This is a genomic window from Hyphomicrobium sp. DMF-1 (assembly GCF_027886585.1).
Lineage (GTDB): Bacteria > Pseudomonadota > Alphaproteobacteria > Rhizobiales > Hyphomicrobiaceae > Hyphomicrobium_C > Hyphomicrobium_C zavarzinii.
Genome location: NZ_CP115706.1, coordinates 4,126,581 through 4,152,983, shown reverse-complemented (window position 1 = coordinate 4,152,983; position 26,403 = coordinate 4,126,581). Strand labels below are relative to the sequence as shown.

At 59.4% G+C, this 26,403-nt stretch carries 25 protein-coding genes; 16 read left to right on the top strand and 9 right to left on the bottom strand.

Features of this window, described 5'->3' with window-relative positions; all coding sequences use genetic code 11:
* Window positions 1-2: 2 nt before the first annotated feature.
* The 5 genes from PE058_RS18990 to PE058_RS18970 all read right to left on the bottom strand — a co-directional run bounded on the left by PE058_RS18990 (window position 3) and on the right by PE058_RS18970 (window position 5,927).
* Window positions 3-2,189 carry a TonB-dependent receptor gene (locus PE058_RS18990; RefSeq protein WP_271029108.1) on the bottom strand — a complete coding sequence of 729 codons (2,187 nt, stop codon included), beginning with the start codon at window positions 2,187-2,189 and terminating at the stop codon, window positions 3-5.
* 464 nt (window positions 2,190-2,653) lie between these two features.
* Window positions 2,654-3,637, bottom strand: a complete 984-nt coding sequence (locus tag PE058_RS18985; protein ID WP_271029107.1) for a YVTN family beta-propeller repeat protein — start codon at window positions 3,635-3,637, stop codon at window positions 2,654-2,656.
* A 531-nt stretch (window positions 3,638-4,168) separates the two neighbouring features.
* Window positions 4,169-4,627, bottom strand: a complete 459-nt coding sequence (locus tag PE058_RS18980; protein WP_271029106.1) for a hypothetical protein — start codon at window positions 4,625-4,627, stop codon at window positions 4,169-4,171.
* A gap of 7 nt (window positions 4,628-4,634) precedes the next feature.
* Window positions 4,635-5,279: a TetR/AcrR family transcriptional regulator gene (locus PE058_RS18975; protein WP_271029105.1), complete on the bottom strand. Its 645-nt coding sequence runs from the start codon at window positions 5,277-5,279 to the stop codon at window positions 4,635-4,637.
* Between the two features lie 204 nt (window positions 5,280-5,483).
* On the bottom strand, window positions 5,484-5,927 hold the full coding sequence (locus PE058_RS18970; protein WP_271029104.1) for a helix-turn-helix domain-containing protein: 444 nt from the start codon (window positions 5,925-5,927) through the stop codon (window positions 5,484-5,486).
* Between the two features lie 692 nt (window positions 5,928-6,619).
* Here PE058_RS18970 and PE058_RS18965 point away from each other — a divergent pair.
* The 9 genes from PE058_RS18965 to mnhG all read left to right on the top strand — a co-directional run bounded on the left by PE058_RS18965 (window position 6,620) and on the right by mnhG (window position 15,294).
* The gene (locus PE058_RS18965) at window positions 6,620-7,000 is read left to right on the top strand and encodes a Spy/CpxP family protein refolding chaperone (protein WP_271029103.1); all 381 of its coding nucleotides are present in this window, start codon (window positions 6,620-6,622) and stop codon (window positions 6,998-7,000) included.
* Window positions 7,001-7,935: 935 nt separating this feature from the next.
* The gene (gene rnk, locus PE058_RS18960) at window positions 7,936-8,355 is read left to right on the top strand and encodes a nucleoside diphosphate kinase regulator (RefSeq protein ID WP_271029102.1); all 420 of its coding nucleotides are present in this window, start codon (window positions 7,936-7,938) and stop codon (window positions 8,353-8,355) included.
* 77 nt (window positions 8,356-8,432) lie between these two features.
* A complete protein-coding gene (locus tag PE058_RS18955) occupies window positions 8,433-9,296 on the top strand; it encodes a universal stress protein (RefSeq protein WP_271029101.1) in 864 nt (287 codons plus the stop codon).
* Between the two features lie 30 nt (window positions 9,297-9,326).
* Window positions 9,327-12,224: a monovalent cation/H+ antiporter subunit A gene (locus tag PE058_RS18950; protein ID WP_271029100.1), complete on the top strand. Its 2,898-nt coding sequence runs from the start codon at window positions 9,327-9,329 to the stop codon at window positions 12,222-12,224.
* The gene (locus tag PE058_RS18945; RefSeq protein WP_271029099.1) at window positions 12,224-12,568 is read left to right on the top strand and encodes a Na+/H+ antiporter subunit C; all 345 of its coding nucleotides are present in this window, start codon (window positions 12,224-12,226) and stop codon (window positions 12,566-12,568) included. Before PE058_RS18950 ends, PE058_RS18945 begins: the two co-directional genes overlap by 1 nt.
* Window positions 12,565-14,187 carry a monovalent cation/H+ antiporter subunit D gene (locus tag PE058_RS18940; protein WP_271029098.1) on the top strand — a complete coding sequence of 541 codons (1,623 nt, stop codon included), beginning with the start codon at window positions 12,565-12,567 and terminating at the stop codon, window positions 14,185-14,187. Before PE058_RS18945 ends, PE058_RS18940 begins: the two co-directional genes overlap by 4 nt.
* Window positions 14,184-14,669 carry a Na+/H+ antiporter subunit E gene (locus PE058_RS18935; RefSeq protein WP_271029097.1) on the top strand — a complete coding sequence of 162 codons (486 nt, stop codon included), beginning with the start codon at window positions 14,184-14,186 and terminating at the stop codon, window positions 14,667-14,669. Before PE058_RS18940 ends, PE058_RS18935 begins: the two co-directional genes overlap by 4 nt.
* The gene (locus PE058_RS18930) at window positions 14,666-14,950 is read left to right on the top strand and encodes a K+/H+ antiporter subunit F (protein ID WP_271029096.1); all 285 of its coding nucleotides are present in this window, start codon (window positions 14,666-14,668) and stop codon (window positions 14,948-14,950) included. The genes PE058_RS18935 and PE058_RS18930 overlap by 4 nt, the downstream gene beginning before the upstream one ends.
* Window positions 14,947-15,294, top strand: a complete 348-nt coding sequence (gene mnhG / locus PE058_RS18925) for a monovalent cation/H(+) antiporter subunit G (protein WP_271029095.1) — start codon at window positions 14,947-14,949, stop codon at window positions 15,292-15,294. Before PE058_RS18930 ends, mnhG begins: the two co-directional genes overlap by 4 nt.
* A 379-nt stretch (window positions 15,295-15,673) precedes the next feature.
* Here the strand turns inward: mnhG and PE058_RS18920 are convergent, their stop codons facing one another.
* Window positions 15,674-16,210: an EAL domain-containing protein gene (locus tag PE058_RS18920; RefSeq protein ID WP_333780406.1), complete on the bottom strand. Its 537-nt coding sequence runs from the start codon at window positions 16,208-16,210 to the stop codon at window positions 15,674-15,676.
* Between the two features lie 129 nt (window positions 16,211-16,339).
* On the opposite strand from PE058_RS18920, the gene PE058_RS18915 reads away from it, so the two are divergent.
* From PE058_RS18915 to PE058_RS18900, 5 genes are all read left to right on the top strand, one after another.
* Window positions 16,340-17,448, top strand: a protein-coding gene (locus PE058_RS18915; protein WP_271029094.1) for an IS3 family transposase whose coding sequence is annotated in 2 segments (ribosomal slippage) — window positions 16,340-16,592 and window positions 16,592-17,448 — 1,110 coding nt in all. Because the reading frame shifts where the segments join, the coding sequence is not laid out codon by codon here.
* A 54-nt stretch (window positions 17,449-17,502) separates the two neighbouring features.
* On the top strand, window positions 17,503-18,237 hold the full coding sequence (locus tag PE058_RS18910) for a cytochrome b/b6 domain-containing protein (RefSeq protein WP_271029093.1): 735 nt from the start codon (window positions 17,503-17,505) through the stop codon (window positions 18,235-18,237).
* Window positions 18,238-18,545: 308 nt separating this feature from the next.
* Complete coding sequence (locus PE058_RS22085) at window positions 18,546-18,893, top strand: c-type cytochrome (protein ID WP_442908665.1); 348 nt, start codon at window positions 18,546-18,548, stop codon at window positions 18,891-18,893.
* Between the two features lie 10 nt (window positions 18,894-18,903).
* Window positions 18,904-20,163 (top strand): FAD-dependent oxidoreductase, encoded by a 1,260-nt coding sequence (locus PE058_RS18905; protein ID WP_333780405.1) that lies wholly within the window; start codon window positions 18,904-18,906, stop codon window positions 20,161-20,163.
* A 201-nt stretch (window positions 20,164-20,364) separates the two neighbouring features.
* Window positions 20,365-20,532 (top strand): cysteine rich repeat-containing protein, encoded by a 168-nt coding sequence (locus PE058_RS18900; RefSeq protein WP_271029092.1) that lies wholly within the window; start codon window positions 20,365-20,367, stop codon window positions 20,530-20,532.
* 140 nt (window positions 20,533-20,672) lie between these two features.
* Here the strand turns inward: PE058_RS18900 and PE058_RS18895 are convergent, their stop codons facing one another.
* The 3 genes from PE058_RS18895 to PE058_RS18885 form a co-directional block, all read right to left on the bottom strand.
* Window positions 20,673-20,969, bottom strand: coding sequence for a DUF302 domain-containing protein (locus tag PE058_RS18895; RefSeq protein ID WP_442908664.1), 297 nt, complete (start codon window positions 20,967-20,969; stop codon window positions 20,673-20,675).
* A gap of 96 nt (window positions 20,970-21,065) precedes the next feature.
* The gene (locus tag PE058_RS18890; RefSeq protein ID WP_271029091.1) at window positions 21,066-21,608 is read right to left on the bottom strand and encodes a Spy/CpxP family protein refolding chaperone; all 543 of its coding nucleotides are present in this window, start codon (window positions 21,606-21,608) and stop codon (window positions 21,066-21,068) included.
* Between the two features lie 133 nt (window positions 21,609-21,741).
* Window positions 21,742-22,443, bottom strand: a complete 702-nt coding sequence (locus PE058_RS18885) for a VIT1/CCC1 transporter family protein (RefSeq protein WP_020086105.1) — start codon at window positions 22,441-22,443, stop codon at window positions 21,742-21,744.
* 838 nt (window positions 22,444-23,281) lie between these two features.
* On the opposite strand from PE058_RS18885, the gene PE058_RS18880 reads away from it, so the two are divergent.
* Together PE058_RS18880 and PE058_RS18875 are read left to right on the top strand one after the other, a co-directional pair.
* Entirely contained in the window at window positions 23,282-24,043 is a 762-nt protein-coding gene (locus PE058_RS18880; protein WP_271029090.1) for an ABC transporter ATP-binding protein, read from the top strand.
* Window positions 24,037-26,403 (top strand): ABC transporter permease, encoded by a 2,367-nt coding sequence (locus PE058_RS18875; protein ID WP_271029089.1) that lies wholly within the window; start codon window positions 24,037-24,039, stop codon window positions 26,401-26,403. The genes PE058_RS18880 and PE058_RS18875 overlap by 7 nt, the downstream gene beginning before the upstream one ends.

The window sequence follows — 26,403 nt, the reverse complement described above, 5'->3', positions numbered from 1 at the left end:
CATCACCATTTGTGCGTATAACGGGCGCTGAACAGGGCGCCTTGAGCAGCGGCGTGGGTGACGTCGCCTTCAAGGAACTGCTGCGACTGAGGCGTGTAATAGAGACGGTTGAAGATGTTCTCGACGCCAAGCATCAGGGTGTCTTCGCCGATCTTAATTTCGCTAAACCAGTCGAACGTCGCGTAGCCGCTGATTTCCCGTTTGAAGGACAACGTCGAGTCATTGAACCGATCACGATGTCCGCTTGCGAGCATCTGGAATCTGTTCTTCATCCACGGCGTCGTCTGATGCTCGATGTAGGCAGTGCCCTTCGGCGGCCGGATACGCTGGTTGTTGAGATAGATCCATCCCAACGTATCGGTCTCGAGATCCTGCTTGCCTTCAAGCCAGGTGAACGTGCCGCCGAATGTCAAAGTGTCGGTCACGCGCACGTCCGTGGTCAATTCGATGCCCCAGATCTTCTCGGGAGCGCGCACGATGGCCGAATTGACATTGAGCGGCGGGTTCGCGCCAAGGTCGGATTCATTATAGAATAAGGCAACCGATGCGCTGATGCGATCCCAATTGCCTCGGGCGCCGATTTCATAATTGTCGACGAGCTCCGGCTCGATGATCAAACCGTCGACGTCATTGAACGGCGTGCTAGTGGGACCCGCTCGGCCTCTACGGAGGACCTGCCGAACGTCCGGCAGTGAGAACCCCTGCGAGAAGTTGGCAAACACGTTAAGTGACGGTGAGAACTCATAGACCGCTCCGGCGTTGAAGAGGGTTGCCTCGAAATCGAGCTTGCCTCCGTCGACGACATTATTCGTGCCAAGCACTGTGAACGTCGGAACGTCGATGAAAACCTTTTCGTGACGGACGCCTGCGCGCAGGGTCAATGCATCAAGTGGGCGCCATTCGCCCTGAGCAAACGCCGCGATGCTGTCCTGTGCATAGGGATTGAGCCAGCCCCACTCGTTCCCATTAAACCGGAACACCCGCCGGCCGCTGTTGGCAACCGTCGCCGCGTCCATTTCGCGAACGTTCTGTTGAATATCCTCGTGGACGTAATCGAGCCCCCAGAGGACAGACGCCGCGCTTGAGACTGGCGTATCGATTTCGAGCCTGCCGCCCGCTTTCTCGGATTCGATCCGGTCCTGATAAGTGATGGGATCGAAGCCGAAAAATGGCGTCGAGCGCGCCCAGTAGTCTTTGTAGAAGGCCTGGATGTGTACGGCGCTTCCAAGGATATCCTGGTGATTGTAGTCGAAGTTCGCGGAGAGATTTCTGACCCCTACAGGATCGTCAAAGTGGGCACCGTTCACCACGCGCCCCTTGTCGCCATTGTAGACTTCGAGCTGAGATGGGTCGCCGATCCAGTCGGTATCTTGGAGGTTTTGGAACGCATTGACAGTGATTTGTGCGGTCTGCAATCGGTCAATGTCGACCGACATCTTACCGAAGAAGTCCCACTGCTCGGTGTCGGAAATTCCGCCGTCTCGATGCGGGTTCGGGGCGATGCGATCGCCGTCGGCGTCAAAGAAAGCCCCTGTGTCGACGTACGACGCACCCAGCACATACCCGATAGCGCCGGACTTGCCGGTGGTGGTGTGGCTGATGCTTTTGCTGAAGCTGTCCTCCTCGAGGCCTGAGAGCGAAAAATTCGTGCCGACCGCTGTCGTGTGAACGGGAGCGCCGTCAGTCGGTTTCTTGGTGATGATGTTGATCAAGCCGCCCGTCGCGCCGTCTCCGTAGATCGCCGTCGTTCCCCGAACGACCTCGATCCGCTCAATCATGGCCGGATCAATCACCCAAAAATTCTTACCGGGATCGAAAGCTGGATTCTGCTGCACACCATCAACGAGAATGATCGGCTTCCGTCCGCGGAGCGTCTGCCCATAGGTACTCATTGTCTGATTGCCGACGGCCAGACCGGGAACGAGCTTCCCGAGCGCTGCGGCCAGGTCGTTGTTGCTTAGGCGAACCTGGGTGTCGATTTCCTCCTTGGTGATGGTTGTGACGGAGCTTGAAAGGGAGGAGAGCGATTCAGACTTTCTAGTCGCCGAGATGACAAAGGGATCCAGTTGTGTTTCCTGCGCCAATGCCGGCGCAATGGACGAGAACGCATAGAGTGCAAGCGCTGCGCTTGAGCATGATGACACGTACGTCCTCTTGCTGCGCGCGCCATTCAAATCGGCAATAGTCATCTCTTCCCCCCGAACGCATCAGTGAAGATGCGGGTTGACACACTTTCTAATTGTGGTTGGAAATTCGGCGCCGAATGCAGGTCAGAGCTCGGAGAGCATGTCCGGCATCCGCTCTACCTCATCGAATAGTGTCGATACGTTTACGCAAGACGTGTCCTCCAGAGACGCATATTGTTTGCGTCACGGACGGCGTCCTCGCCCAGCGACGTATGAAATTTTCCCTGCGTGAGAGACATGCGGCACCCGAGCAGGGAAGCCTTTACATGCTCCGCAGTAGAAATTCCCGGGAAGAAGTAACATCCATTATGACGGGGATGTGAATGGGACTTCCTCCCGTTTTGTGATGGGATTTATGGTCGGGAGGGCTGCGTGTGTCCCGTTCAACACCGGAGGTACTCGCAACGCTCTTCACTGCCTGACTTGCGCTGATGCTCGCGACAGGCGGCTATAATTGGCCGGGTTGATTATCGCTGAACAATGAAGTTTCCAAATGCCATGGGCCAGAGCAGATCGTCGACGGTGGCGATGGGCTGGTAGGTTGTTCCGTCGATGACCGTGACGGTATTGGAACGTGTTGTTGCCACATACATCCTTTTCGTTCGTGCATCGAAGCTCATGCCGCGGGGAAAATTTCCCACTGCAACGCGCGTCTTCACTTGCGCCGATGCGGTATCGATGACCGTAACGACATTTTCCGTTACACTAGATACATATACATCCTTCCCGTCGTCGCTGATGCCGACTCCTTGGGGGCCCGCTGCGACGGGAATACTAGCGGCGGTCTTCTTCGTCTCGATATCAATGACTGCCAGTTCGTTAGCTTCGAAAATCGGCACATAGAGCGTCTTGCCATCCGGGTGCACGGCGATGCCGTAAGGTTTTTCGCCGACGACCGGAATTTCCGACACCACTTCGTCGGTCTCAGTCGATATGACTGATATCGAGCTACTGTGATTATTGGTCACGTAAACCCACTTCGAACTCGGGTGGGACACGATGCACCGCGGACTTTTCTGCACCGCGATCGATTTTATGACGCTGCGCGTCATGGCATCGATCACGGAGACGGTGTTGGCATCGGCGTTCGCGACATAGACTTTCCTGCCGTCAGCCGTCGCCGAGAGACCTGTCGGATTGCGTTCAACGTCGATCGTCGCAACGACTTTTCGGTTTTCGGTATCGATAACGGACACATCGTCGGATCCGCTGTTCGTAACGTAGGCCACCTTTCGCGACGCATCGACCGTGACCCCCCAGGTACTGGTGCCGGTCTTGATGCGTTCGAGGATCTTGTTGTCATCCAAGTTCAGAACCACGACAGTTCCGCGTCCGTACTCTGGAATGAAAGCCTGAGACGCGTGGACTGGCGCAGCGGCCAGCTGTGTCACCGCGCAGACGAACGGAAGTGCGCACTTTGTGATCGCCCTCGTTACGCTTCGATCAATCATCCTGATGCCCTCCCGCCACGCCAGTACTACATATGCGATAACATTACGTTTTACGGCGTGCCAGAAGAAAACTCATCCCGAAAATCCAACGTGAAGATGGCGTTCATGGGGTCGCGCCCTTCGCGGGCGCGTGGATCAAAACTCGCCAACAACCTCGCTGCCACCCTCGGCGCATAGAGTCCGTATCGCGATGGGCATTGGCGCGCGACAGCCAATCCTCCCATTCCGGACCCGCGAGAACGGCGACGCAGCGGAGCATACGCATCAACGTAATGACCGCACGGGCAAGAGGTTGACGCCGCGTGACTAACGCTTGCTTCCTCTGATTTCTCCGATTCGCTTGCGGAACTCGTGGCTCAGCGGGAACCCACCGCACCAGCATGATCGCGGCAACAACGCCAGCAGCCACCAGCGCGTACCTGACTGCAGGTCGGCGAAAGACTGCCGACGAAGGAAGCCAGCTGTCTTGCATCTGCTTCAAACCTTTGTGCGAGGGTGCTGGAGAGTCGCAGCGCTGTCGCTCATGATCGATCAGGTGTTCCCGAAACCAGGCCAGCCTGCATGATCGAAATACTTGGGATATGTCTCGAGAGCCTTTCGAAGGACTGCGATACCGCGCTGCGGGTCATTCTTCTTCGTGACGAGATCGGCACCTTCCAAGAGATCAGCGATCATGACGTGGAGGGTCGCGTCGGCCGCAGGCGGTAGCTTGCAATTTGCGATCAGGTAATCGACTTGCTGCTGGATGCCTTTGGCGAGAACCTGCATGTCGGACGCGCTGCCGGTAGGTTTGGCGGCGCTCACAAATTCACGGATACGCTCCATGCCCTCGCGGAGCGGTTGGTCCGCCTCCCACTTCTGGCCGGCATTGAGCTGCAATCCGCCCCCGGCCTCATGACTATGGCCATGTCCGTGCAGATGATAGAAGGCTACCCCCCCACCAGCGAGCAGCGCGAGCGCAATAACGATAAGTTTCGTTCGCGTGATCACTTCAACCTCATTTATTGGTCTGTCTCAGTTTGGCTTCTGATGGCCGGTCCACATAGCCGGCACCCAGACCGCGAGAATAGATTTCGATCACGCCCGGCGCTTTGGCTCTCGCAGCCCGAAGGTTGCCCGCCAGCATCGACTGCATGACCAGGCCTTGGATCATTCCAATGAAGAGTATGGCCGCCGCCTTCGTGTCCGTGTCGCCCAGCACCTCTCCTCCGGCCTTGGCTTCTTCCAGCTTGTGTGCGAGACGCTCCGCGTAACGTCTCATCAAAGCGTGCGCGACCTTCTTCGCAGGTGTTGCTTCTGCTCGCTGCAACTCTCCGAACATCATCCGCGGTACACCGGGATGTTCGATCACAAATTCTATGTGGCTCATGAATATTGCGTGCAGAGCAGCAAGCGGTGATGATGACTGCTCCGCTGCCCGGTCAATCCGATCCAGCAACCGATCGGCAACCCACTCCATCACAGCCTGCCATATGGCCTCCTTGCTCGGGAAGTGCCGGAACAAGGCACCCTGAGTAACGCTCATTTCACTGGCGATCGCCGCCGTCGTGATCTCACTTGGGTTCTGCTTGCCCGCAAGGGCGACGACGGCCTCCACGGTGCGCTGGCGGCGCTCCTCGGCGGGAAGGTGTTTGGTCTGCATCTTTGATGTCGATCTGATTGATAGTAACTACTTACTATCATTTTTGTGACCTCTTCTGTCAACCCATCTGCACTCAGGTCGACGGCGCGCCTCAGTTATCAGGTTAGTATTGGTTAGCGGACACAAGCAGCTCACGAGCGTGGCACTTGATAGCTGTTACGACAACCTCGGGGATCTCATCGAGAACCGAGCGCTGCGACCAGGTCAGCCTGCCAAGCACATCCATGATCTCATTGGCATAGCCAGACAGCTCGGCAGTCTGCTTCGTTTCAATCGTACAGACGACCGAGCGTGAACTTTTGCGTGCTCATAGAGTTCGTCGGCATCCATCGTGGCCGATGCATATTTCGTATCATCGCGTGGCTGAAGTCGATCCCCGGTTGGTATTGAGTTCGGGACCGTCGGCACCGGGGAGTCGGATGCTGGCACCAGACGAGGGCCGTCGACAGCATACGCGATTTCACTCGCTTCGACATTCAGGCATCGAGCCAACCCATCTCGCTTGATGATACCGTTGTGGTTCTCGATGTCGCGCAGCTTGCGCTCGCTGATCCCGATGGCGAAGGCGAATTCTTTCTGTGTAGCTCCTGAAGTCAGAAGCTCCCGCAATCGCTTCACCTGGCTTCCGTTAACTCGATAGGTTTTCATTGGCCGCATCCGTTGACGTTTCGAGAGACGGTATCAACGCCCAGGGCTAACGTACCGGAACGCGACCGGCAATTTAATGATCTCCGGAGTCGAGCGCGGGTGGACGGCAGGAGTATGGCGGCACAAGGCCATGCAAGTCACCTGACTAACGATATCACCGAGAAGAGTGACGTCTAATGGATCGACGCAGTTCCGCTGAGAGCAGACGTGGTGGCGCCGTGCTTTGAGCCGCCGATTGCGGTGGTACCGATGACCGCTCGTGGGACTTCGGTGCCGTTGGGATGCCGAGAAAGCGGCCAGCAGTACTGCCGGTCTCTACGTCGAAAATCGCTGCCTCAGATCGAACGCATCGCGCCCGAAAGCGAACACGAGGCAGGATGTCTCCGATAATCGGGAGTGTGCAAAGCTCTGCCATTGTTTACCTTAACGTTCACTCTTGTTTCAGTCTCGACGTCTCCATCGACCTGAGATTGTCCCTCTGGGGTGACGAAACCCCACCACTTTGGGCGCGGTCGCCAAGCCGGCATCGTTTGTGCGCGCACTGCGACAGATTGGTCAGGCCTATCGTTCATTTGATCTCGATCAAGCAATCCGCGCGGCCGTATCGGAAAATATAATTGTTGGCCCACGGACGAAGATCCGACGTTTGCAATAAGGGCCCAAGACCAACAACAAGATTGAAGGAGCAGAGCATGTCGAGGGTCAATCCCAGTATCCATGCTGAACGTCTCAATCATTTGAAGGAAGCGCTCGATATTTCCGAGCAGCAGTTGGGGCAGTGGGTGCGGTTTCGTGGCGCCGTCAACGCAGCGATGCGGCTGCTGCCGGAGAGCTTGGCGGAAGACCAGCGGGTCACGCGTGCGAACTATCCGTCACTGCCTGTCGCACTCGATATCCAGGTCCGGCAAAGCCTGTTCCGGCTTGAGGTCTGCCGGACGATGAGAGCGCACGTGACGGATCTCTACTCCGTTCTTTCGGACAAGCAGCGCGTGCTTGCGGATCGCCTTCTCGTGCCGGTTCTGGTCACCGTCATGGAAAGCGAGCACAGCGCGCCCGCCGCGCTCGCCGCGTAACGTCGTTGTTTCGGCCTTCAAATGGCCGCTTAGTATTCCCCGGTGTCTCTCGCGCCGGGGACGACATGGTCGGTGTCCCCTCGCCGGCTTTGTCCGAGCCCCCGGCGCGCACTTCCCAACCCCCTGTCGCCGGGGGCTTTTCCGAGGGGGACAAGGCAAAAGAGGCCCTGTGTCGGCGGCTAGCAGTTGAGCTTCAGCGCGAAGACGAGCTACCGAGAGCAAGTGGGGCAGGCAACCCGCCGCTCGCTCACATCCTGCGCCTCGAACACGTGAGCGACGTCTCGGAAACCAAACGGCTACGCTCGCTCGAGGATCCGTGCATCGCGACTGTTCCAATCGGATCTGTTCCGATCGACGAAAAGCGTGGGTCTCTGGCCGTGGCAGTAGCACCGCACGTAGAATTGAATGTGCTGCGACCGGCCTCTCTTTTCGGAGGAGAGATCGAAGGAGGCCTCTCCTGCCTCGGTGCGTGCGCCCCCGGCGGCGAGCCTTTGGCCCGGGCGGGTTTCGGTAGAACCGAGTGGGCATAGCGATTGCAGCGAACGTCATCACCGACATTCGAAGAGTAGACTGTTTTCGTTATCGTCACCCTAGGTCCGGATTCAAGAACGCGCCGCTGCGTCAGCGGCGCACAGCTCCCGCAATTTGAGCTGAGACCTTCTGCCCGTTGACGGACAACGCACCGTTCCCCATTATCCAATCATGTTCATCCTGACTGGCATCCCTTTAAAGCTCCCCCTGGCGGGCTCTAACGTTGCGGGCAATTAGCCCCCGGCTCGGCGTGCCTTGCGCCCCGGAGCTCGGGGGACGCACAATCTATTCACCTCTAGCAAAACGGACATAAGGCGCCTCCGCGCTCAATGTTCGTCAGTTCAGTCGCGCGCCGAAACCGCTCGCACGAAATTGCGGCGCGCCAAAATCAATTGAGGTCATCCATGATATTTCACCCGGTTTCCAAGGCGCTGCCGCAAATCTTCGTAGGCGAAAGGGAAGAGCGGCGGCTGTTCACACTGGCGACGGCGGCTGAATTGACCCAGCGGTCGCGGGATGTGGCGCAGCGCCTTCTCCGTGAGCTGGCACGCGCCAGTGTCGTTCCCGAAGGGGAGGTGCCAGCAAACGTTGTTCGGATGAACTCGCGCGTCGAATTCGTGCTGGACGACACCGACCGTCGTTGTGTTGAGATCGTGTATCCGCGTGAAGCCGATATCGACGCGGGGAAGATTTCGATTCTCACGCCTGTTGGGGCCGCACTGATCGGTTTGTCGCCCGGTCAAATGATGATGCTTGAGGGGAATGATGGGCGTCCCCACAAGTTAAGGGTCATTTCCGTGGTACACCCTGTAACCAGTTCCTGATCAAGGGCGCATAGCCCCGCGTGCGGCCTTGCGCAAAAGGGCGAAGACGGTACGCGCCGGCATGGAGGAGAAGGCAGATGAAGCGTATTCTTGCTGCGACTGATTTTTCCACCCGGGCTCATCGCGCAATCCGGCGCGCGGCGATCCTTGCACGCCAGTCCGGCGCCGAGCTCACGCTCGTTCATATCGTAGATGAAGAGCCGGAATCGCTGGCGGCCCTCGAAGTCGCCGAAAGCCACAAGATCCTCGACGAGCAGATTGCGTCGGTCCCTGAACTGCGCGGCGTGCCGTGCCGTGGCATTGTTGAGATCGGCCCGCCGCATGATGCAATTATGAAAGCCGCTGCCGCTGTTGGAGCACACTTGATCGTCATGGGCAGCCACCGTAGGCAGTTGCTGCGTGACGTGTTCGTGGGCACGACGATCGAGCGCGTCATCCGTGGGGGGGCGTGTCCGGTTCTGATGGTGAACAGTGAAGCGGCTCAGCCCTATGCGCGAGCGCTTGCCGCAATCGATCTGTCGGATACATCGGCAAACGCTTTGTCGTCCGCAAGCGGACTTGGCATCCTCGATAACACGCACCTTACCGTCGCCCATGCCTTCAGCGCGATTGCAAAATCGAAGTTGGCGCTCGCCGACGTGCCGCGAGAGCGGATCACTGCGTATGTCGAGACGGAACAGCAGCGAGCCACTACTGAGCTGCAGAGCTACCTAACATCTCTGGCCTTAGACGCGGCGAACTGTTCGTATTACGTTGCCGAGGGCGATCCGGTGCCCGTCATCTCCAAGGCAGTCGACACCATCGGGCCGGATCTTCTTATTGTGGGGACACATGGCCGTTCGGGAGTGGCCAGAATGCTCCTAGGGAGCGTCGCCGAGGAACTGTTGCGTACGTTGGAAATAGACATCCTCGCGGTGCCGAGACTTGCGACGCCAAGCTGAGTTTGGGACACACGAACAGGGTGGGGGGTAATGGTTTCTAGCGACACGTTGCTGCTCACCACGATCGTACTTCCGTTCGTCGGCAGTCTGGTCGCGTCCTTACTCCCCACCAATGCGCGCAATTTGGAAGCGTGGCTTGCGTGCGGGACGGCGCTTTGCGTGCTCGTCTCCCTCGTGCTGCTCTATCCTGCAATGGCGAACGGGCAGATCGTCCGCTCCGAGTTCGCATGGATACCGCCGGCGGGGCTTTACTTCGTTTTACGGCTTGACGGGTTTGCCTGGATTTTTGCACTCCTGATCGCTGGTGTAGGCTTCCTCGTTTTCCTCTATGCGCGCTATTACATGTCGCCGGAGGATCCGGTTCCGCGCTTCTTCGCATTTCTTCTCGCCTTCATGGGCTCGATGCTCGGCATCGCGCTCTCCGGCAACCTGATCCAGCTTGCCTTCTTCTGGGAGCTGACGAGCTTCTTCTCGTTCCTTTTGATCGGCTATTGGCATCACGACGCCAGCGCGCGGGCCGGCGCGCGGACAGCAATGACAGTCACCGGCATGGGCGGTCTATGTCTGTTCGCCGGCGTGATCGTGCTTGGCCATATCGCCGGAAGTTTCGACCTCGACCGTGTTCTTGCGGCTGGAGATGTTATCCGAGGCCACGCGCTTTATGTCCCCGCGTTGGCTCTCATCCTGCTTGGCGCGCTGACGAAGAGTGCACAGTTTCCCTTCCACTTCTGGCTTCCGCGCGCGATGGCCGCGCCGACGCCGGTCTCAGCCTATCTGCATTCGGCAACGATGGTGAAAGCAGGAGTCTTCTTGCTGGCACGCCTGTGGCCGGTGCTCGGGGGCACCGACTACTGGCTCTACATCGTAGGATCGGCAGGCCTCGTGACGTTCGTCATGGGGGCGTTCCTCGCCATGTTCCAGAACGACCTCAAGGGTGTTTTAGCATACTCCACCCTCAGCCATCTGGGGCTGATCACGCTGCTTCTCGGCCTGGATTCGCCGCTCGCGACGGTGGCCGCCATCTTCCACATGCTGAACCATGCAACATTCAAGGCGTCGCTTTTCATGGCGGTCGGCATCATCGATCACGAGACCGGTACCCGGGACATCAGGCGGCTCAGCGGCCTTTACCGCTTCCTGCCCATGACAGCGACGTTGGCGATGGTCGCTGCTGCGGCGATGGCGGGCGTGCCCTTGCTCAACGGGTTTTTGTCAAAAGAGATGTTCTTCGCAGAGACCATCGCGACGCATGACGGGTCGTGGCTGGATGACGCTCTGCCCTACGTCGCGACGCTGGCGGCGATGTTCAGTGTGGCCTACTCTTTGCGGTTCATCCGCGATATCTTCTTCGGACCGCCGCCCACGTTGCCGCAGACGCCGAAAGAGCCGCCGCACTGGATGCGCCTCCCGATCGAACTGCTTGTCGTCGTGTGTCTGGTAGTCGGCATCGTGCCGAACTTCACAATCGGTCCGTTCCTGAAAATGGCCGTTGCCTCGGTTCTGGGCGCGAATGCCCCTGTCTTCGACCTTGCGGTTTGGCACGGCTTCACGCTGCCGTTTTTGATGAGCGTCTTAGCCCTTGCGGGCGGTGTCGCGACCTACGCAGTACTTCGCGTGTATAATGTCGATAAGGGCCCGCTATTCGTCCTGGCAAAAAACCGTCTTTCAATAGGCGACACGGTCAGCGCCTGGGCGCGCCGCCTCTTGGGTTTGATGGGCACGCAGCGGCTTCAGACGCAAATGCGTGTCCTGGTCTGCGTTTCGCTTGTCGCCGGGCTCTTGCCTCTTATGCACCAGAAGGTCCTTCCGGAAACTTTCAAGATCGCGCCGATTGACTTCGCTTTCGCGCTTGTCTGGATTATCGGCATCGTCTGCGCATTAGCAACCGCACAGCAGGCCAAGTTTCACCGGTTGGCGGCGCTCATTCTGATGGGTGGAGCGGGGCTCGCTACCTGCATCACTTTCATATATTTGTCCGCGCCGGATCTCGCTCTTACGCAGCTCTTGGTTGAAGTCGTGACGATGGTGCTCATTCTTCTCGGCTTACGTTGGCTTCCCAAGCGCCTTGACGAAGGCTTGCGTCCGGCGGACTCCTCGACGCTGATGAGACGTTACGTGGATCTTGCGATTGCGCTCGCTGCCGGCGCGGGGCTAGCTGCGATTTCGTTCGCGATGCTGACGCGGCCCGTCCCGACCGATGGCATCGCCCGTGAGTTCCTGGAACGCTCCTATACAGAGGGTGGTGGCCGGAACGTCGTCAACGTGATTCTGGTCGACTTCCGCGGGTTCGACACGCTCGGTGAAGTTTCGGTGCTATGTATTGTGGCGCTGGCTGTTTTCGCGCTTCTGCGCCGCTTCCGGCCCGCACCGGAGAGTTTGGCTGTGCCCGAGCGGAAGCGCGCGCAGGAAGCCTTCGATGTCGAGCAACCCGACCGGGTGCCCGGTGAGACTTTCGCCGACTATTTGCTGGTGCCGTCGGTTATCATACGTCTCCTATTTCCTGTCATCGGGACCTTTGCCGTCTACTTGTTCCTGCGTGGCCACGATTTCCCCGGCGGTGGTTTCGTTGCGGGGCTGTCAATGGCTATCGCCGTCATTCTCCAGTATATGGCGATGGGCACTGTGTGGGTCGAAGCCCGGATTCGGGTCTACCCGCTGCGCTGGATGGCCATGGGATCCGCATTTGCGTTTGCGACCGGCGTTGCCGGTTGGCTCGTTGGCTACCCGTTCCTGACGTCACACATGTTTAAAGTGGATCTTCCGATCCTTGGAGACGTCCACATCTCGAGCACGCTCCTTTTTGACTTTGGCATCCTGGCCATCGTGCTCGGCGCCACGGTCCTCATGCTGATCGCCCTCGCGCATCAAACGATCCGCACGCATCGCAAGCCGAGCGTAGTGTCGGCGGCAACAGACGGAGTGGGATAATGGAGATCATTCTCGCGCTCAGCATCGGCGCGTTGACGAGTTCCGGCGTATGGCTGCTGCTGCGGTCCCGCACCTACCAGGTCCTGATCGGCCTGTCGTTGCTATCGTATGCGGTTAATCTCTTCATTTTCTCGATGGGGCGCGTTCGCTCTGCGGCGCCGCCGCTCTACAAGCAGGGCATACCTGCCGATCTTGCTCACTATGCGGATCCCGTGCCGCAGGCGCTGGTATTGACGGCCATCGTCATCACGTTCGCAATGACGGCTCTCTTCCTCGTCGTTCTCCTTGCAGCGCGCGGCCTGACGCGAACCGACCACGTTGACGGCCGGAGGACTGGCCCGTGAGCCCCACTGTCGAGCATCTTGTCGTTGCTCCCATTCTGCTGCCGCTTGTGACGGCGGCACTGATGGTCCCGCTGCCGGAGCGCCTGCGGACCGTCAAGGCCGCGATAGCGCTTCTTTCGACCCTGGGCACCGTCGGCATCGCTGTTGCTTTGCTCGGAATCGCCGATGCGGGAGCGCCCGACTCCGCAAGCACCATCAGCGTCTATCTCCTCGGCAATTGGCAAGCGCCGTTTGGTATCGTTCTCGTGGTGGATCGGCTGTCCGCGCTCATGCTGACTCTGACCGGCATCACGGTAATGGCTGGGTTGATATTCTCGATTACGCGCTGGCACAGCGCGGGATCTTATTTCCATGCGCTGGTTCAGTTTATGCTTGCAGGCTTGAACGGCGTGTTCCTCACCGGTGACTTGTTCAACCTGTTCGTTTTCTTCGAGGTGCTCCTTGCCGCCTCGTACGGCCTCGCGCTTCACGGATCCGGGGTGTTGAGGGTGAAGGCAGGATTGCACTACATCGCAATCAACCTCGCGGCTTCAGCGCTGTTCCTAATCGGCGTCAGTCTGATTTACGGTTCGACAGGCACGCTCAACATGGCGGACCTTGCAGCCCGCATTCCGGCCGTGCCCGCGAGCGAGCGAGTGCTGCTCGAGGCCGGAGCGGCCATCCTGGGTATCGCGTTCCTGATCAAGGCGGGCATGTGGCCGCTCTGTTTCTGGTTGCCTGCGACCTATTCCGTTGCGGCGCCGCCAGTGGCCGCTATGTTCGCAATCCTGACAAAGGTTGGAATCTACGCGATCCTGCGGCTCTGGCTCTTGCTGTTCGGTGCAGGAGCAGGAGCATCGGCCGGCTTTGGCCATGAATGGCTCCTGATTGGCGGTATTGCGACCGTTCTGTTCGGCTTGGTCGGCCTCCTGGCATCTCAGGATCTCGCTCGCCTCGCCTCCTATAGCGTGCTGGTATCATCGGGCACGCTGCTCGCGACCATCGCGGTCGGCAACGAAGGGGTAACCGGCGGCGCCTTGTTTTATCTCGTCGTCTCGACACTTTCGCTCGCCGCATTCTTTCTGCTGATTGAGCTTTTCGAGCGCGGCAGGATTGCAGGCGCAGATATGATCGCAGTGACGCTGGAGGCGTTTGGCGACGATGATGAGAAGGAGATTGAGCCGGTCGGCATCGCCTTCCCAGCGACCATGGCCATCCTCGGCATTGGCTTCGCAGTTTGCGCGTTGCTGCTGGCCGGACTTCCTCCGCTGTCGGGCTTCATCGCAAAATTTCTCATGCTGACGGCGCTCTTCCAGTTGCCGGATCCCAGCCAGAACGCCATGCCCTGGCTTCTGATGGCGCTCCTGCTGGTGTCGGGAATGGTGGTGCTGTTCGCATTGATGCGGGCTGGCATCCGGGTATTCTGGGTTCCTGTCGAAAGCAATGTGCCGACCGTTCGCTTTCTCGAGCTGTTACCCATCGTCAGCTTGTTGGCGCTCTGTGTCGGGCTCACGGTCAACGCTGAGCCCGCGGCGCGCTTCATGCAGGCCACAGCGCACGATCTTTTCTTGCCTGAGACCTACGTAAAACGAGTCCTATCTGCGCCGAGTGTGGAACGATCGCTGGAGGAACGCCCATGACGGCCCTGCTTCCCCACCCGGTCCTCTCAGCGTTCTTGCTTGGTCTCTGGTTGTTGCTCAACCAGTCAATTTCTTTAGGACATTTTCTTTTGGGCAGCCTGATTGCCGTTGCAGGTGGTCTCTCGATTTCGACGATTGAGATGCCGAGAGCCCGTCTTCGGAAGCCCGCTGCGGCCGTCCGGCTCGCGGTCATCGTACTGTTGGATATTGTGCGGTCCAATATTGCGGTTGCACGTATCATCGTTGCTTCGACCCCACCTGTGAAGTCTGGCTTTGTGACGATCCCACTTGAGTTACGCGATCACTACGGCTTGGCGACCCTTGCGTGCATTATCACGTCGACGCCGGGCACAGTGTGGGTCAGCTTCGACAGCGCGAAGGGATTGCTCCTGATCCATGTTCTCGACCTAATCGACGAGACGGCATGGGTCCAGCTCATCAAAACACGGTATGAACGAGCTCTCATGGAGATTTTCGAATGAACGCTCAGACGTTTCTGCTCTGGTCGCTCGCAATCGCTGAACTGCTCTTCGTCATGGCAATGACGTGTGCGGTCATTCGGATGGTGCGGGGGCCCAATGCGCAAAATCGGGTGCTAGCTCTCGACGCATTCTATGTCGCCGGGATGGCTCTCATTTTGACATTCGGTGTCCAAACCGGTGATTCCGTCTACTTCGAGGCGGCGCTGATGATCGCGCTGCTAGGATTTGTGGGCACGTCCGCGTTGGCAAAGTTCCTCATGCGCGGGGAGACAATTGAATGACGAGCGGATTGCCCGATTGGGTCACAGTGCTGACCGCAATATTCGTGCTTCTTGGCTCGATCCTCACGCTGATCGGGGCTGTCGGACTTTTGCGCTTCAACAACTTCTATGCGCGCGCCCACGCACCGACCCTTGGGACGACACTCGGAATTGGATGCGTCCTGATCGCCTCGATCCTATATTTTTCTGTGCTTCAGTCGCGTCCGGTCTTCCACGAGGTCCTGATCATGATCTTTATGATGGTCACCACTCCGATCACCCTGATGCTCCTGGTCAATGCAGCCCTGCACCGCAACAAGGACGCAGGGAAGGACCACAAGCCTTTCGCGCGCACCACGGACTGACCAGGGGGAGGAGCGGCATTGGAATCTGTCCAGCCTCGGTCTGCGCTTTGCGCGTACGAAAGCGGTTTTGGTCGCCGAGCGCATGAGACTGCTGACAGCAGCCGCGCCAAGCCCGCTTCTGGGACCAACCCGCAAACCTAGTGACGTCTGGGGAGGGCCACTAGCCACCTAATCGGTCTTTTCCGCCACGGCGCCGCACAAAGGTGCACGGTCGCATCAGCGGAAGTCGGCCAACATCAGGCATCGCCGCGCTGAAGTTCGAGGCGTTCGGGTCCGCATTGAGCTAAATAGCGGACACCGCGTGGCTTCGTCGGACGAGCACGGAATGCCCCTTAGCCGACAGTCCCATCCCCCCGCTTGGTCTGGCAAGGCTTTGCAATCACAAATTAGGCTCGGCCAGCGCCTCGAAAGCCGGCTTGGCTAGGACATAGCCCTGGATAAGATCGACACCCATGTCCCGGAGCGTCTCGAGTTCCCGGCGGGTCTCAACCCCTTCACAGATCGGAATGATGCCAAGGTCAGCCAGCATCTGCAGGGTCGACCGCACAATGACTTGCTTTCTGGAATCGGAATCGATGCCGCGAATGATCTCCATATCGAGTTTGACGATGTCAGGCTGGATTCGCGCAAGCAGCCCAAGGCCAGCATGACCGGAACCGAAATCATCAAGGGCGGTCTTGAAACCCATGGCACGATACTCAGTGACGATTCTCGACACGTGCTCGGCATCGAGAGCTTCGTTCTCGGTAAACTCGAAAATCAGCCTATCAGTCGGGAAAGACAACCGCTCGGCGGTCACTAGGGTGAGGCGGATACAAGCCCTCGGTTCATAAACAGCATTTGGGAGGAAGTTGATCGAAAGCATCGCGTCCGTGGCCGGAAGGCCGATGGCCGTCGCCAGTTCGATCGACTTCACTCGACAATTCTGGTCGAAGACATAGCGATTCTGAGATGTGACAGAAGACAGGATTGTAGCAGCTGACCTTGCCCCCGCAGGGGTACCCGATCTGAGCTAGAGTCCGTCGATCCGAGAAGGAGACGGATGATGCGTAAGGGCAGGTTTTCACAGGAGCAGATCATCGCCATCCTGCGCGAGCAGGAAGCCGGCATGGCCACCGCCGAGGTATGCCGCCGCCACGGGATCTCGTCGGCGACGTTCTACGCCTGGAAGTCGAAGTACGGCGGGCTCGAGGTGTCGGAGGCCAAGCGCCTGAAGACGCTCGAGGACGAGAACCGCAAGCTGAAGAAGCTGTTGGCCGAGCAGATGCTCGATAACGCTACCCTCAAGGAGCTGCTGACAAAAAACTTCTGACGCCCGCCGCGAGGAGGTCCGCCGTGAGCTGGGCGATCGAAGAGAAAGACTACTCGCAACGCCGTGCGTGTGCCCTGGTCGGGCTCGCGCCGAAGGTCTATCGCTATCGGCGAGGAAGTGATGACGGTGTGCTGCGCACGCGCTTGAAAGCCTTGGCGGCTCATCGCCGCCGGTTCGGTTACCGGCGCCTGCACCTGCTGCTGCGGCGAGAGGGCTTCACCGTGAACCACAAGAAGCTCTTCCGCATCTACCGGGAGGAGCGGCTCGTCGTCCGCAAGCGGGGTGGCCGCAAGCGTGCGCTCGGCACACGGGCACCTGCTGCCGTGCCACAGGGCAAGGACCAGCGCTGGTCGCTGGACTTCGTCTCGGACACGTTCACGGACGGGCGCCGCTTCCGCATGCTCGCCATCGTCGATGACTTCACGCGCGAGTGCCTTGCCCTGGTGCCCGACACCTCGTTGTCGGGCCATCGCGTCGCCCGCGAGCTGGACGACCTGATCGCGCGGCGCGGCAAGCCGGAGATGGTGGTCAGCGACAACGGCACCGAGTTCACCTCGATGGCGATCCTGCGCTGGCAACAGGAAACGGGCATCGCCTGGCACTACATCGCGCCGGGCAAGCCGATGCAGAACGGCTTCGTCGAGAGCTTCAACGGGCGACTGCGCGACGAGCTGTTGAATGAGACGATGTTCCGCAGCCTGGCGCATGCCCGCGAGGTGCTCGCCGGCTGGCGGGCGGACTACAACGCGGAGAGACCGCACACGAGCCTCGACGGGCTCACGCCGAACGAGTTTGCAAGGAGGTCCACGTCGGACCATAACCAGAACGGACTCCAGTTATGAGCGAGTACCTTCCGGGGGCAAGGTCAGTTGCGATGCCGAAAGGAGCGGAGTGTAATGCCGGACTATAAAGAATACGTGGCGTGGGACCTGCCGACGCGCTTGTTCCATTGGATCAATGCGCTCGCCGTGTTCGGTCTTCTCGTGACCGGCCTCGACATCCTGCTCGACACCCTGTTTCATCACTCCCCGGGTGGCAAGGTTACGCTCAAGAACGTCCACGTGCTGTTTGGCTACCTGATGGCAGCCAACCTGCTATGGCGGTTTGTCTGGGCTTTCTTCGGTAACAGGTATGCACGGTGGCGCGCCATAGTGCCGGGTGGCCCCGGCTATCTGACGGCTCTTCGCGCCTATACGGCCTCGTTCCTCGCGGGTGAGCCTCAGCAGTACGTAGGACACAATCCGCTCGCGCGTATCGCTGTGTCCCTCCTATTCGTATTGCTTCTCATGCAGGCGGCCACCGGGCTTGTCCTGGCGGGAACTGATCTCTACTGGCCTCCCTTCGGCCATTGGTTTGCAGCTTGGGTCGCGGCTCCCGGGGTGGATCCGGCGCTCGTTGTGCCCGGTGCTACTGACTTGATTGACAAGACCGCCTATGATGCGATGCGGGCCTTTCGAAAGCCGTTCGTCATGGTGCACGAATTCGGGTTCTACGCCCTGGCAGCCGTCGTTACTCTGCACATTATCGCCGTCGTGGTGACCGAACTGCATGAAGGTGGCAGCATCACCTCGGCCATGTTTACCGGGCGCAAGATCCTTTCGCGCCGTCCGCCCGACTCTGACGAAAGCTGACTTGGGGAGCATGCTGGCTTCCTTGAAGCGGAAGGCGCTGGATGCGATGCTTGGATCGGGGGTTCCGCGCGCTCGATGACTGTCTTGTCAGGCGTTTCCTGATGCTTGTGGTTCTCCTCTGGATGATCAGCGGGAGGATCGCCATGGCATCAGGTCATGAGCGGGTGGCGGATTGGCTCTGGCTATTTTAGGTTCACGCAGACCTCGCCGACCAGGCACTTGACCGCTGTCAAGGCAAAAGTTTGCATCTCTGCGACAAGAAACATCTACGACCGCTAGTCCGCCAAGTTGGCGCGGAGGATGTTCAAATGGGTCGTTGCCGCATTCTACAATCAAAGTGCAAGCTCAGATGGGTCTATGCAGGCTGGCCAATGTTGGTCGCAACCTTCTTTTGTGACCCGAGCGCGTCTCTGGCCCAACAGAGCAAAAGTCCCCCGGGAAGGCTGCTCGCCTCGAACTGCTTCCAATGTCATGGGCCGAGCGAGGCATCGCCCGGGTTCGAGAAGCTAACTGGCAAGTCAGTCAACAAGCTCCTGAAGGAGATGAGAGAGTACCGCTCGGGGGCAGAGGGCGAGGGCATCATGACCCGGCACGCCTTAGGTTATACCGACCAGCAACTGCACGATCTTGCGCAATGGCTCTCGAGTCAAAGGTGAGGGCACGACCATGGATCGACGCACATTTCTCATGGCCTCCACATCCGCTGCCCTCGCATCGCTGACGCATTCAGGGTCAGGTTGGGCTCTTGCGCCCCCACCAGTGCCCAAGGCCCGGGTGATCGTGGTCGGCGGGGGCATGGGCGGAGCCACGATGGCCAAGTACATGCGGCTGTGGGGAGACGAGGTGGCTGTGACCCTCGTCGAACGTAACCCGAAATACGTGTCGAGCATTATGAGCAGCCTCGTGCTTACGGCTCAGCGAGACTTGTCCAGTTTGACCTTCGGATATGAGGCTCTGAGCCGTCGCTACGGCGTCGATGTGGTTATCGACGACGTTGTTGCAGTCGACCCCGTTCGTACAACTGTGAAGCTTGCGTCCGGCACCGCGCTTAGTGCCGACCGTATCGTCATGGCTCCCGGGATCGACTTCGACAATGTTCCAGGGCTAGAGGACGATAGCATGCCCCATGCCTGGACCGCGGGGCTGCAAACGACACTGCTTGCGCGGCAGCTGAAGGGTATGCGGTCCAATGGCGTTGTCGTTATCACCATTCCTAAGGCTCCGTTCCGCTGCCCGCCCGGTCCGTATGAACGGGCCTGCCTGATCGCGGATTGGCTCAAGGCTGAGAAGCCTCGCTCCAAGCTCATCGTGCTCGACGCCAATCCGGATATAGTGGTCGAGAAAGATAACTTTTCTCGCGCCTTTTTGGGACCGCATGCCAAGATCGTAGAGTACCTCAGCGGCGTCGAGGTGACCTCGGTCGACGTAGGGGCCATGTCTCTTTCGACGAGCGGGGGTTTGGTTCGTGGAGATGTCATCAACCTCATTCCGGCGCAGCGCGCAAGCGCGCTCGCCGTCGCCACCGGTCTTGTTTCTGGTAGTGATGGGCGCTTCGCGCCCGTGGATGTGCTGAGCTATGCAAGTGTCGCAGCGCCCAGCATCCACGTGATCGGCGATTCGAGCGCGACGACTCAGCCCAAAGCGGGCCATATCGCTAATCAGGAGGCCAAGGTGTGCGCCGACGCTCTGGCGCGTCTTTTCTCAGGTGGGCAGCCCGATCCCTCACCGGTCACAAATTCTGCCTGCTATTCGACGATCACGCGAACGGAGGCGAGTTGGCTTACGGCCGTGTTTCAGTATGACGCCGCCGCTAAAGTTATGACGCCGGTCGCCCAGTCATTCGCGGCCTCCGATGGATGGACCCCGAAGTACTTCAAGGAGATGGGTAAGTGGTTCGATGGGTTGATGGCTGACACGTTCTCTTGAGCACGGCCGCCCGTGCCTGCCCCACCAAGAGACAGTGATTGAGTGAGTCTGGGAATTTGACGCCAGGAATCGCGCAACGACGTCGTTGAAATGCGAATTGAGGAGGCTCATTTCATGACATACGTAAGCATAAGAGCGAATGCAGCAGCGACGCTTGCCAGCTTTACTCTGACAGCTGTTGCCTTAGCCCAGGGAGGCCCCGTGGCGACCGCCTGCAAGGATGACATCCCGAAAGTCTGCACCGGAAAGGAGCATGGCCAGGGCGAGGTTCGCACCTGCCTTGAAGCAAACAAGGACAAGGTCTCGGCGGGGTGCAAGGCGGCACTCGAAACCACTGGCCCGGGAAAGGGGCAAGGCCAGACAAGGTAGTTCCTCCGCTGACTTCAGTATTCCGATCTCGTGGCATCCCCAAAAACATCGGAATAATACGGGGACGTGTGCTCGTATTCAGCTTGTGCGAAGCGACCTGCGCTCTTGAGGGTTGCCAAACATAGGGGACGCACTGCCCCTCAAAGCGATCGCACGACTGCCTCAAGTTTGTCACGCACCTGTTTCGCCATTTCGAGGAGTGCGGGATTGTCTATGGCGGCCATAGACGCCACCGGGTCGATCGCCGCGACTTCCGCCTTTCCGGGCGTGATTTCTTGAACGATCACATTGCACGGCAACATGGTGCCCACCTTATCCTCCCGTTTGAGTGCCTCATGGGCGAGGGCAGGATTACAGGCGCCAAGAATGCGGTAAGGCCGAAATTTCACATCGAGCTTCGACCTGAGCGTCGAAGCCACATCAACATCGGTGATCACGCCAAAGCCCGCCTCCTTGGGCTTTTCGTCACTTCGGCTACGGCATCGTCAAAGTCGAGCGACAGCACCTCGCTGAAATAGTAGCTCACAACACCCTCACATCATGCAGCAGCCTGCACCCAGGAGCAGGTCGGCCTTCTTCTTTTGCTCATCGCTCAACACCTTGTAGAGTGCTTCGGTAGCCGGGGAGAGGGCCTTCAGAGTCTCGACCATGCTCTCCATCGCTCGAATGTGCGCCTGCAAACGCTCGACGGCACTGCCTGACTGCATGGTCTGCATCATCGCTGCGTATGTGCTCTGCATAGTGGAAGCACGGGCTTTGACGGCGTTCACGTACCCGTTCCAGGCTTCTGTCTGGGCCTCGGAGATGCCGAGCTCGGCTTTGAGATACGCAAGCCGCCCCTCCATCATTGGGCCGTTTCCCATCATCATGCCGGGGCCCATCATCTCCTGCATTCCGGGCCCCATCATGCCCCGCATGCCCCAGCCCATCATTCCTGGTCCCATGCCTCGACCCATCATGCCGGGTCCCATCATGGGCGCCGAGTGGCCACCTTGGTCCTGCGCAAACGCCATCGAACCCGCTGCCGTGGCCAGGACAGCTGCTGCCGCGATCGTCCGTCGAATTGAGTTGGTCATTTTGCGTTCCTCCTATGCGTCCCGGAGCGGAGGTCACTCGGATGAGCACCTGATGACAGATGCCACACTCATTTAGTAATTCTGCATCTGCATCCTTCGCCGGCCGGATTCAATTTGCGAAATCGCTGCGCTATCAAGCCGCGACCCCGAAGACCGCCCCGATCCCTGCCGTCAGAGCCATGGCAAGCGCGCCCCAGAAGGTCACGCGAAGGGTGGCTTTGAGTACATTTGCTCCACCCGCCTGGGCACCGATCGCGCCGAGAATCGCCAGGAACAGGAGCGATGCCACGGAGACACCCGTCACAAGCATCGCGGCCGGCAGGAGCAGCGCCATAAGAAGCGGAAGGGCCGCACCTACGGCAAAGGTCGCAGCTGAGGTCAGCGCCGCCTGGATCGGGCGAGCTGTCGTCACTTCCGATATTCCCAGCTCGTCGCGGGCATGTGCCCCGAGCGCGTCCTTCGCCATGAGCTGGTCCGCCACTTGATGCGCCAGATCGGGCGACACTCCCCGGCCGATGTAGATCTGCGCCAATTCCTCGCGCTCGAACTCGGGCTGGGTTGCGAGTTCGGCTCGCTCGCGGGCAAGATCCGCCTGCTCGGTGTCCGATTGCGAGCTGACCGAGACGTACTCACCGGCAGCCATCGACATCGCCCCGGCGACAAGCCCCGCAAGCCCTGCGATCAATACCTCCGCCCGTCCAGACCCAGCCGACGCCACACCAACGATCAGACTGGCAGTCGAGACGATACCGTCGTTGGCGCCGAGAACTGCTGCCCGTAGCCAGCCGATGCGGGAGACGAGATGGGACTCGGGATGGATATGCAGGCGCGACATATCTTCGTTCCAGGACGGGTCATTCCTAATTTACCGCCGATGCTCCCGCATTCATAGCTGGATCACGAGAACTCAACGAAGGCCTCCCGACAGCGATGTCGCCCACCAGCTGCCGAACCAGACCAACGGGTTCCGTGCGGACTGCGTTTGGCAGGCAGCCGGCCCTGACGCTCAGATGATGATGTGTCTTCTCGGAGTGAATTACCTGCACTATTTCTTCGGCTTGGTGTGATGACGGCCTTCTGACATTGACGATCAAGGGTCTGGGCGACGCACGAACGTTGGCCAGCAGTCTTGACGTAGGCCAGGGCGTTGTCGTCGAAGGACCTTAGGGCCGGTTCAATTTCCTCAATGAAAAACGCCGCCGCCAAATCTGAAACGGCGGCGGCGTAGGCACTAAGCCCTGTATCGCGCGCCTGAAAACTTTGGAGCTTCGGGGGCGTATCTAGCCGTCGACCTATTTTATGCCACCGCCGCGCCGGAGCAGGCATTCATTGAGAATATCCGCCCACTCGCCAAGCTAGCTGGTGTCCGGTTTCATTTGCTCGTGGAATTCACGGATGGCAGATTGACTTTGGACCGCCTCGAAGCTTTGGCGCCTCATTGGAGAGAGGCAGATGTTTGGTTCTGCGGTCCGCTAGCGTCCGGGCGAGCAATGTGCAATCCGCTGATAGCCAAGGGGTTGCCGCCTTCTCAGTTCCATCAGGAGCTGTTTGGGATGCGATGATTGCACTCGTCGTTCGCATTGCGGGTCTGATCCTCAACTCAGACTGTCGACGGCAGACCAATCGTCTATTGAGGTCGGATCGGTGGGCCATAGGAGCGCGCAAGGGGCATCGTGGACGAGCTAGAGAGGCGCGAAAGACCTGATGAGCATCGGGCACACAGCGGAGAGGATTCTCCAGTATTCGCCGCGCGCGGACTGACAAAGGTCTATGGCACGCGCCTCGCGCCCATTTACGCACTGAAGGACATAGATCTAGAGATTCGACAGGGTGAGTTTCTCGTGCTGCTTGGCCCGTCGGGTTCGGGAAAATCAACTCTGCTCAATATTCTGGGCGGGCTTGATGCACCGACATCGGGCACAGCTCGATGGCGCGATCACGAACTCACCGGAGCCACCGACTCCCAGCTGACTCAATATCGACGGGAGCACGTCGGGTTTGTGTTCCAGTTCTATAACCTTATTCCAAGCCTCACCGTTCTGGAGAACGTGCGCCTGGTGGCGCAAATCGCCAACGATCCCATGACGCCAGAAGCGGCGCTTGATCTCGTGGGCCTCTCCCATAGACACGATCGCTTTCCCTCACAACTGTCGGGCGGAGAACAACAGCGCGTGGCTGTTGCGCGAGCTATCGTCAAGCGACCCGACATCCTCCTCTGCGATGAGCCGACCGGGGCGCTTGATGCAGAGACGGGCCGCCTCGTTCTGGCGGCCATAGCAAAAGTGAATGCCGAGCTCGGGACCACCACGGTCGTGATCACCCACAATTCGGCCATTTCCGGAATGGCCGACCGGGTGCTGCGGCTGAGCGGTGGCCGGATCTCAAGCGAAGACCGGAACCCGAAGCGCATCCCAGCGGGGGACATCACATGGTGAATGTCCTCGATATCAAGGTCATGCGCGATCTCTGGTCGATGCGAACCCAGGTGCTAAGCATTGCACTGCTGGTTGCGTCGGGTATTGCCGTGTTCGTGATGTCCGTATCGAACTACTTTGCACTCGTTGAGGCGATGGACAGCCACTATCGCAACGAGCGCTTTGCCGACTTATTCGCCAACCTGAAACGCGCCCCTAACTCTGTGATCCAGCGGGTTCGCGAGATCGACGGCATCAGTATCGTCGAGCCTCGCATTACCCAAGCCGTGCGTGTGATGCGGCCGGATACGGACCTGCCGATCTCAGGGCGCATCGTGTCAATTCCGGCGGATGGTCAGCCTCTGCTCAATCGCTTGCATATCGTTGCCGGTCGCTGGCTCGATCCGGCGCGCGCCAACGAGATTATCATCAACGAAGCGTATGCCCGGGCGAGGACGGTTCGACCGGGAGATACGATCGATGTGGTCCTCAACAGCCGTTTGCAGTCCTTCCGGGTCGCCGGCATAGCCATGTCGCCGGAGTTCGTGTTTGCCACGCGGTCCGCGCTACCCCTCCCCGACGATCGCAATCTGGTCATCCTTTGGGCGGGGGAAGATGCGCTAGCCGGCGCCTTCGACATGCGAGGCGCGTTCAACGATCTCGTCATGACATTGGCCCCGGGAGCGTCGAAGCCGCGGGTCATCGAGGAGATTGACCGCCTCTTGGCACCCTACGGGGGTATCGGCGCCTATGACCGTAGCGAGCTGACGTCCCACCGCTTTCTGGAAGACGAGTTGGTCGAGCAAGAGACGTTGAGCATTGTGATGCCTACGATTTTCTTCGGCATCGCCGCATTTCTTCTCAATGTCATTCTTGGCCGCCTCGTCGAGGCGCAACGGGAGCAGATCGCGTCTCTCAGGGCTCTGGGCTTCGCCAAACTGCCCATCGCACTGCACTACTTCAAACTCGTAACAATCATCGCCCTCGCCGGGTCGGCATTCGGAATTTTTCTGGGTCGCTTTTTCGCGACGAGCGTCATCGAGAGCTACCGGGCCTTCTTCCGCTTTCCGGCCCTTGAGGCGAAGCTGGAGCCATGGATCATCGTAGCCGCCGTCGTGGCAAGCGTCGTAGCGGCAAATCTCGCAGCCGGTTCAGCAGTTTATCGAGTGACACGTCTCGCGCCGGCGGAGGCCATGCGTCCTCAGCTGCCCGCGACAGCCCGATCCATCACCTGGTTCGGCCGACACCCGGGGGGGGCGATTCCGCTTCAAGTCGTCATGGCCCTTCGCGCGATCGTCGGGCGGCCCTTCAGGACGGCCTTCACGATTATTGGCATTGCGCTCGCAGTTCCACTCGTCCTCTTCGGCTTGTTTTGGTTCGACGCCATACATTACATGATAGACGCCAACTTCGGGCGCATCGAGCGCGGCGACGCGTTCGTCACCTTCTCGTCTCCTGTCTCCGCCACCGCCGTCTACGACCTCCGCTCCGTTCCAGGCGTGCTATGGGCGGAGGGACAGCGGATTGTTCCGGTACAGTTGCGAGCAGATCACCGCAGATACCGCACATCGCTGACCGGCCTTGCCGCCACATCCGAGCTCAAAGTGCTGCGGGACAAAGAACTCTTGCCCATTGCGGTCCCCCTCGAAGGCCTCATGATGAGCCGGCCTCTGGCGGAGAAATTGGCCGTCTCCGTGGGCGATACCGTGACGGTCGAGATCTTGGAAGGTAAGCGGCGGGTGCGGCAGTTGCCCGTGGTCAAGCTGACCGAGGACATCCTGGGATTTTTGGCGACGATGGAGCTTGGCGCCCTGAACGGGTTCATGCGCGAAGGCGACGTCGTCAACGGCGCGGCCTTGAAGATCGATTCGGCGCAGGCCGTCACAGTATGGCGCCGTATCCAGGACATGCCGGAGGTCGAAGCGAGCTCGGTGAAGACCCTGTGGATCTCCCTGTTCGACGAAACGATTGCAGGAATGATCGTTGTGGGCGCCCTCATCCTCTCCGGATTTGGACTGCTGATTGCCGTTGGCGTGGTCTACAACAGCGCACGGGTAGCCTTCCATGAGCGAGCATGGGAGCTGGCAAGTCTGCGCATACTTGGTTTCACGCGGCGCGAAGTCGCAACGATCTTGATAAGCGAGCTGGCCTTCGAGGTGTTGATTGCCATTCCGATTGGGCTTGCGGCGGGGCGCATGCTGATCGAACTCATCGTCACCTCGGCCGGCAGGGAATCCTTTCAGATTCCTGTTGTGATCGAGCCCGGTAGCTATGCTGCGGCGACCCTGATCGTTCTTGCCGCCGCTGCCGCCAGCGCCTTCGTCGTTCGCCGGCGGATCGACAAGCTCGACCTGATTGCTGTTCTCAAGACGCGAGAGTGA

Bases quoted from the DNA above. Each gene is read 5' to 3' on its own strand.
- PE058_RS18990 (WP_271029108.1), bottom strand. From the start codon at position 2,189: ATGACTATTGCCGATTTGAATGGCGCGCGCAGCAAGAGGACGTACGTG.
- PE058_RS18985 (WP_271029107.1), bottom strand. From the start codon at position 3,637: ATGATTGATCGAAGCGTAACGAGGGCGATCACAAAGTGCGCACTTCCG.
- PE058_RS18975 (WP_271029105.1), bottom strand. From the start codon at position 5,279: ATGCAGACCAAACACCTTCCCGCCGAGGAGCGCCGCCAGCGCACCGTG.
- PE058_RS18970 (WP_271029104.1), bottom strand. From the start codon at position 5,927: ATGAAAACCTATCGAGTTAACGGAAGCCAGGTGAAGCGATTGCGGGAG.
- PE058_RS18965 (WP_271029103.1), top strand. From the start codon at position 6,620: ATGTCGAGGGTCAATCCCAGTATCCATGCTGAACGTCTCAATCATTTG.
- rnk (WP_271029102.1), top strand. From the start codon at position 7,936: ATGATATTTCACCCGGTTTCCAAGGCGCTGCCGCAAATCTTCGTAGGC.
- PE058_RS18955 (WP_271029101.1), top strand. From the start codon at position 8,433: ATGAAGCGTATTCTTGCTGCGACTGATTTTTCCACCCGGGCTCATCGC.
- PE058_RS18950 (WP_271029100.1), top strand. From the start codon at position 9,327: ATGGTTTCTAGCGACACGTTGCTGCTCACCACGATCGTACTTCCGTTC.
- PE058_RS18945 (WP_271029099.1), top strand. From the start codon at position 12,224: ATGGAGATCATTCTCGCGCTCAGCATCGGCGCGTTGACGAGTTCCGGC.
- PE058_RS18935 (WP_271029097.1), top strand. From the start codon at position 14,184: ATGACGGCCCTGCTTCCCCACCCGGTCCTCTCAGCGTTCTTGCTTGGT.
- PE058_RS18930 (WP_271029096.1), top strand. From the start codon at position 14,666: ATGAACGCTCAGACGTTTCTGCTCTGGTCGCTCGCAATCGCTGAACTG.
- mnhG (WP_271029095.1), top strand. From the start codon at position 14,947: ATGACGAGCGGATTGCCCGATTGGGTCACAGTGCTGACCGCAATATTC.
- PE058_RS18910 (WP_271029093.1), top strand. From the start codon at position 17,503: ATGCCGGACTATAAAGAATACGTGGCGTGGGACCTGCCGACGCGCTTG.
- PE058_RS22085 (WP_442908665.1), top strand. From the start codon at position 18,546: ATGGGTCGTTGCCGCATTCTACAATCAAAGTGCAAGCTCAGATGGGTC.
- PE058_RS18905 (WP_333780405.1), top strand. From the start codon at position 18,904: ATGGATCGACGCACATTTCTCATGGCCTCCACATCCGCTGCCCTCGCA.
- PE058_RS18890 (WP_271029091.1), bottom strand. From the start codon at position 21,608: ATGACCAACTCAATTCGACGGACGATCGCGGCAGCAGCTGTCCTGGCC.
- PE058_RS18885 (WP_020086105.1), bottom strand. From the start codon at position 22,443: ATGTCGCGCCTGCATATCCATCCCGAGTCCCATCTCGTCTCCCGCATC.
- PE058_RS18875 (WP_271029089.1), top strand. From the start codon at position 24,037: ATGGTGAATGTCCTCGATATCAAGGTCATGCGCGATCTCTGGTCGATG.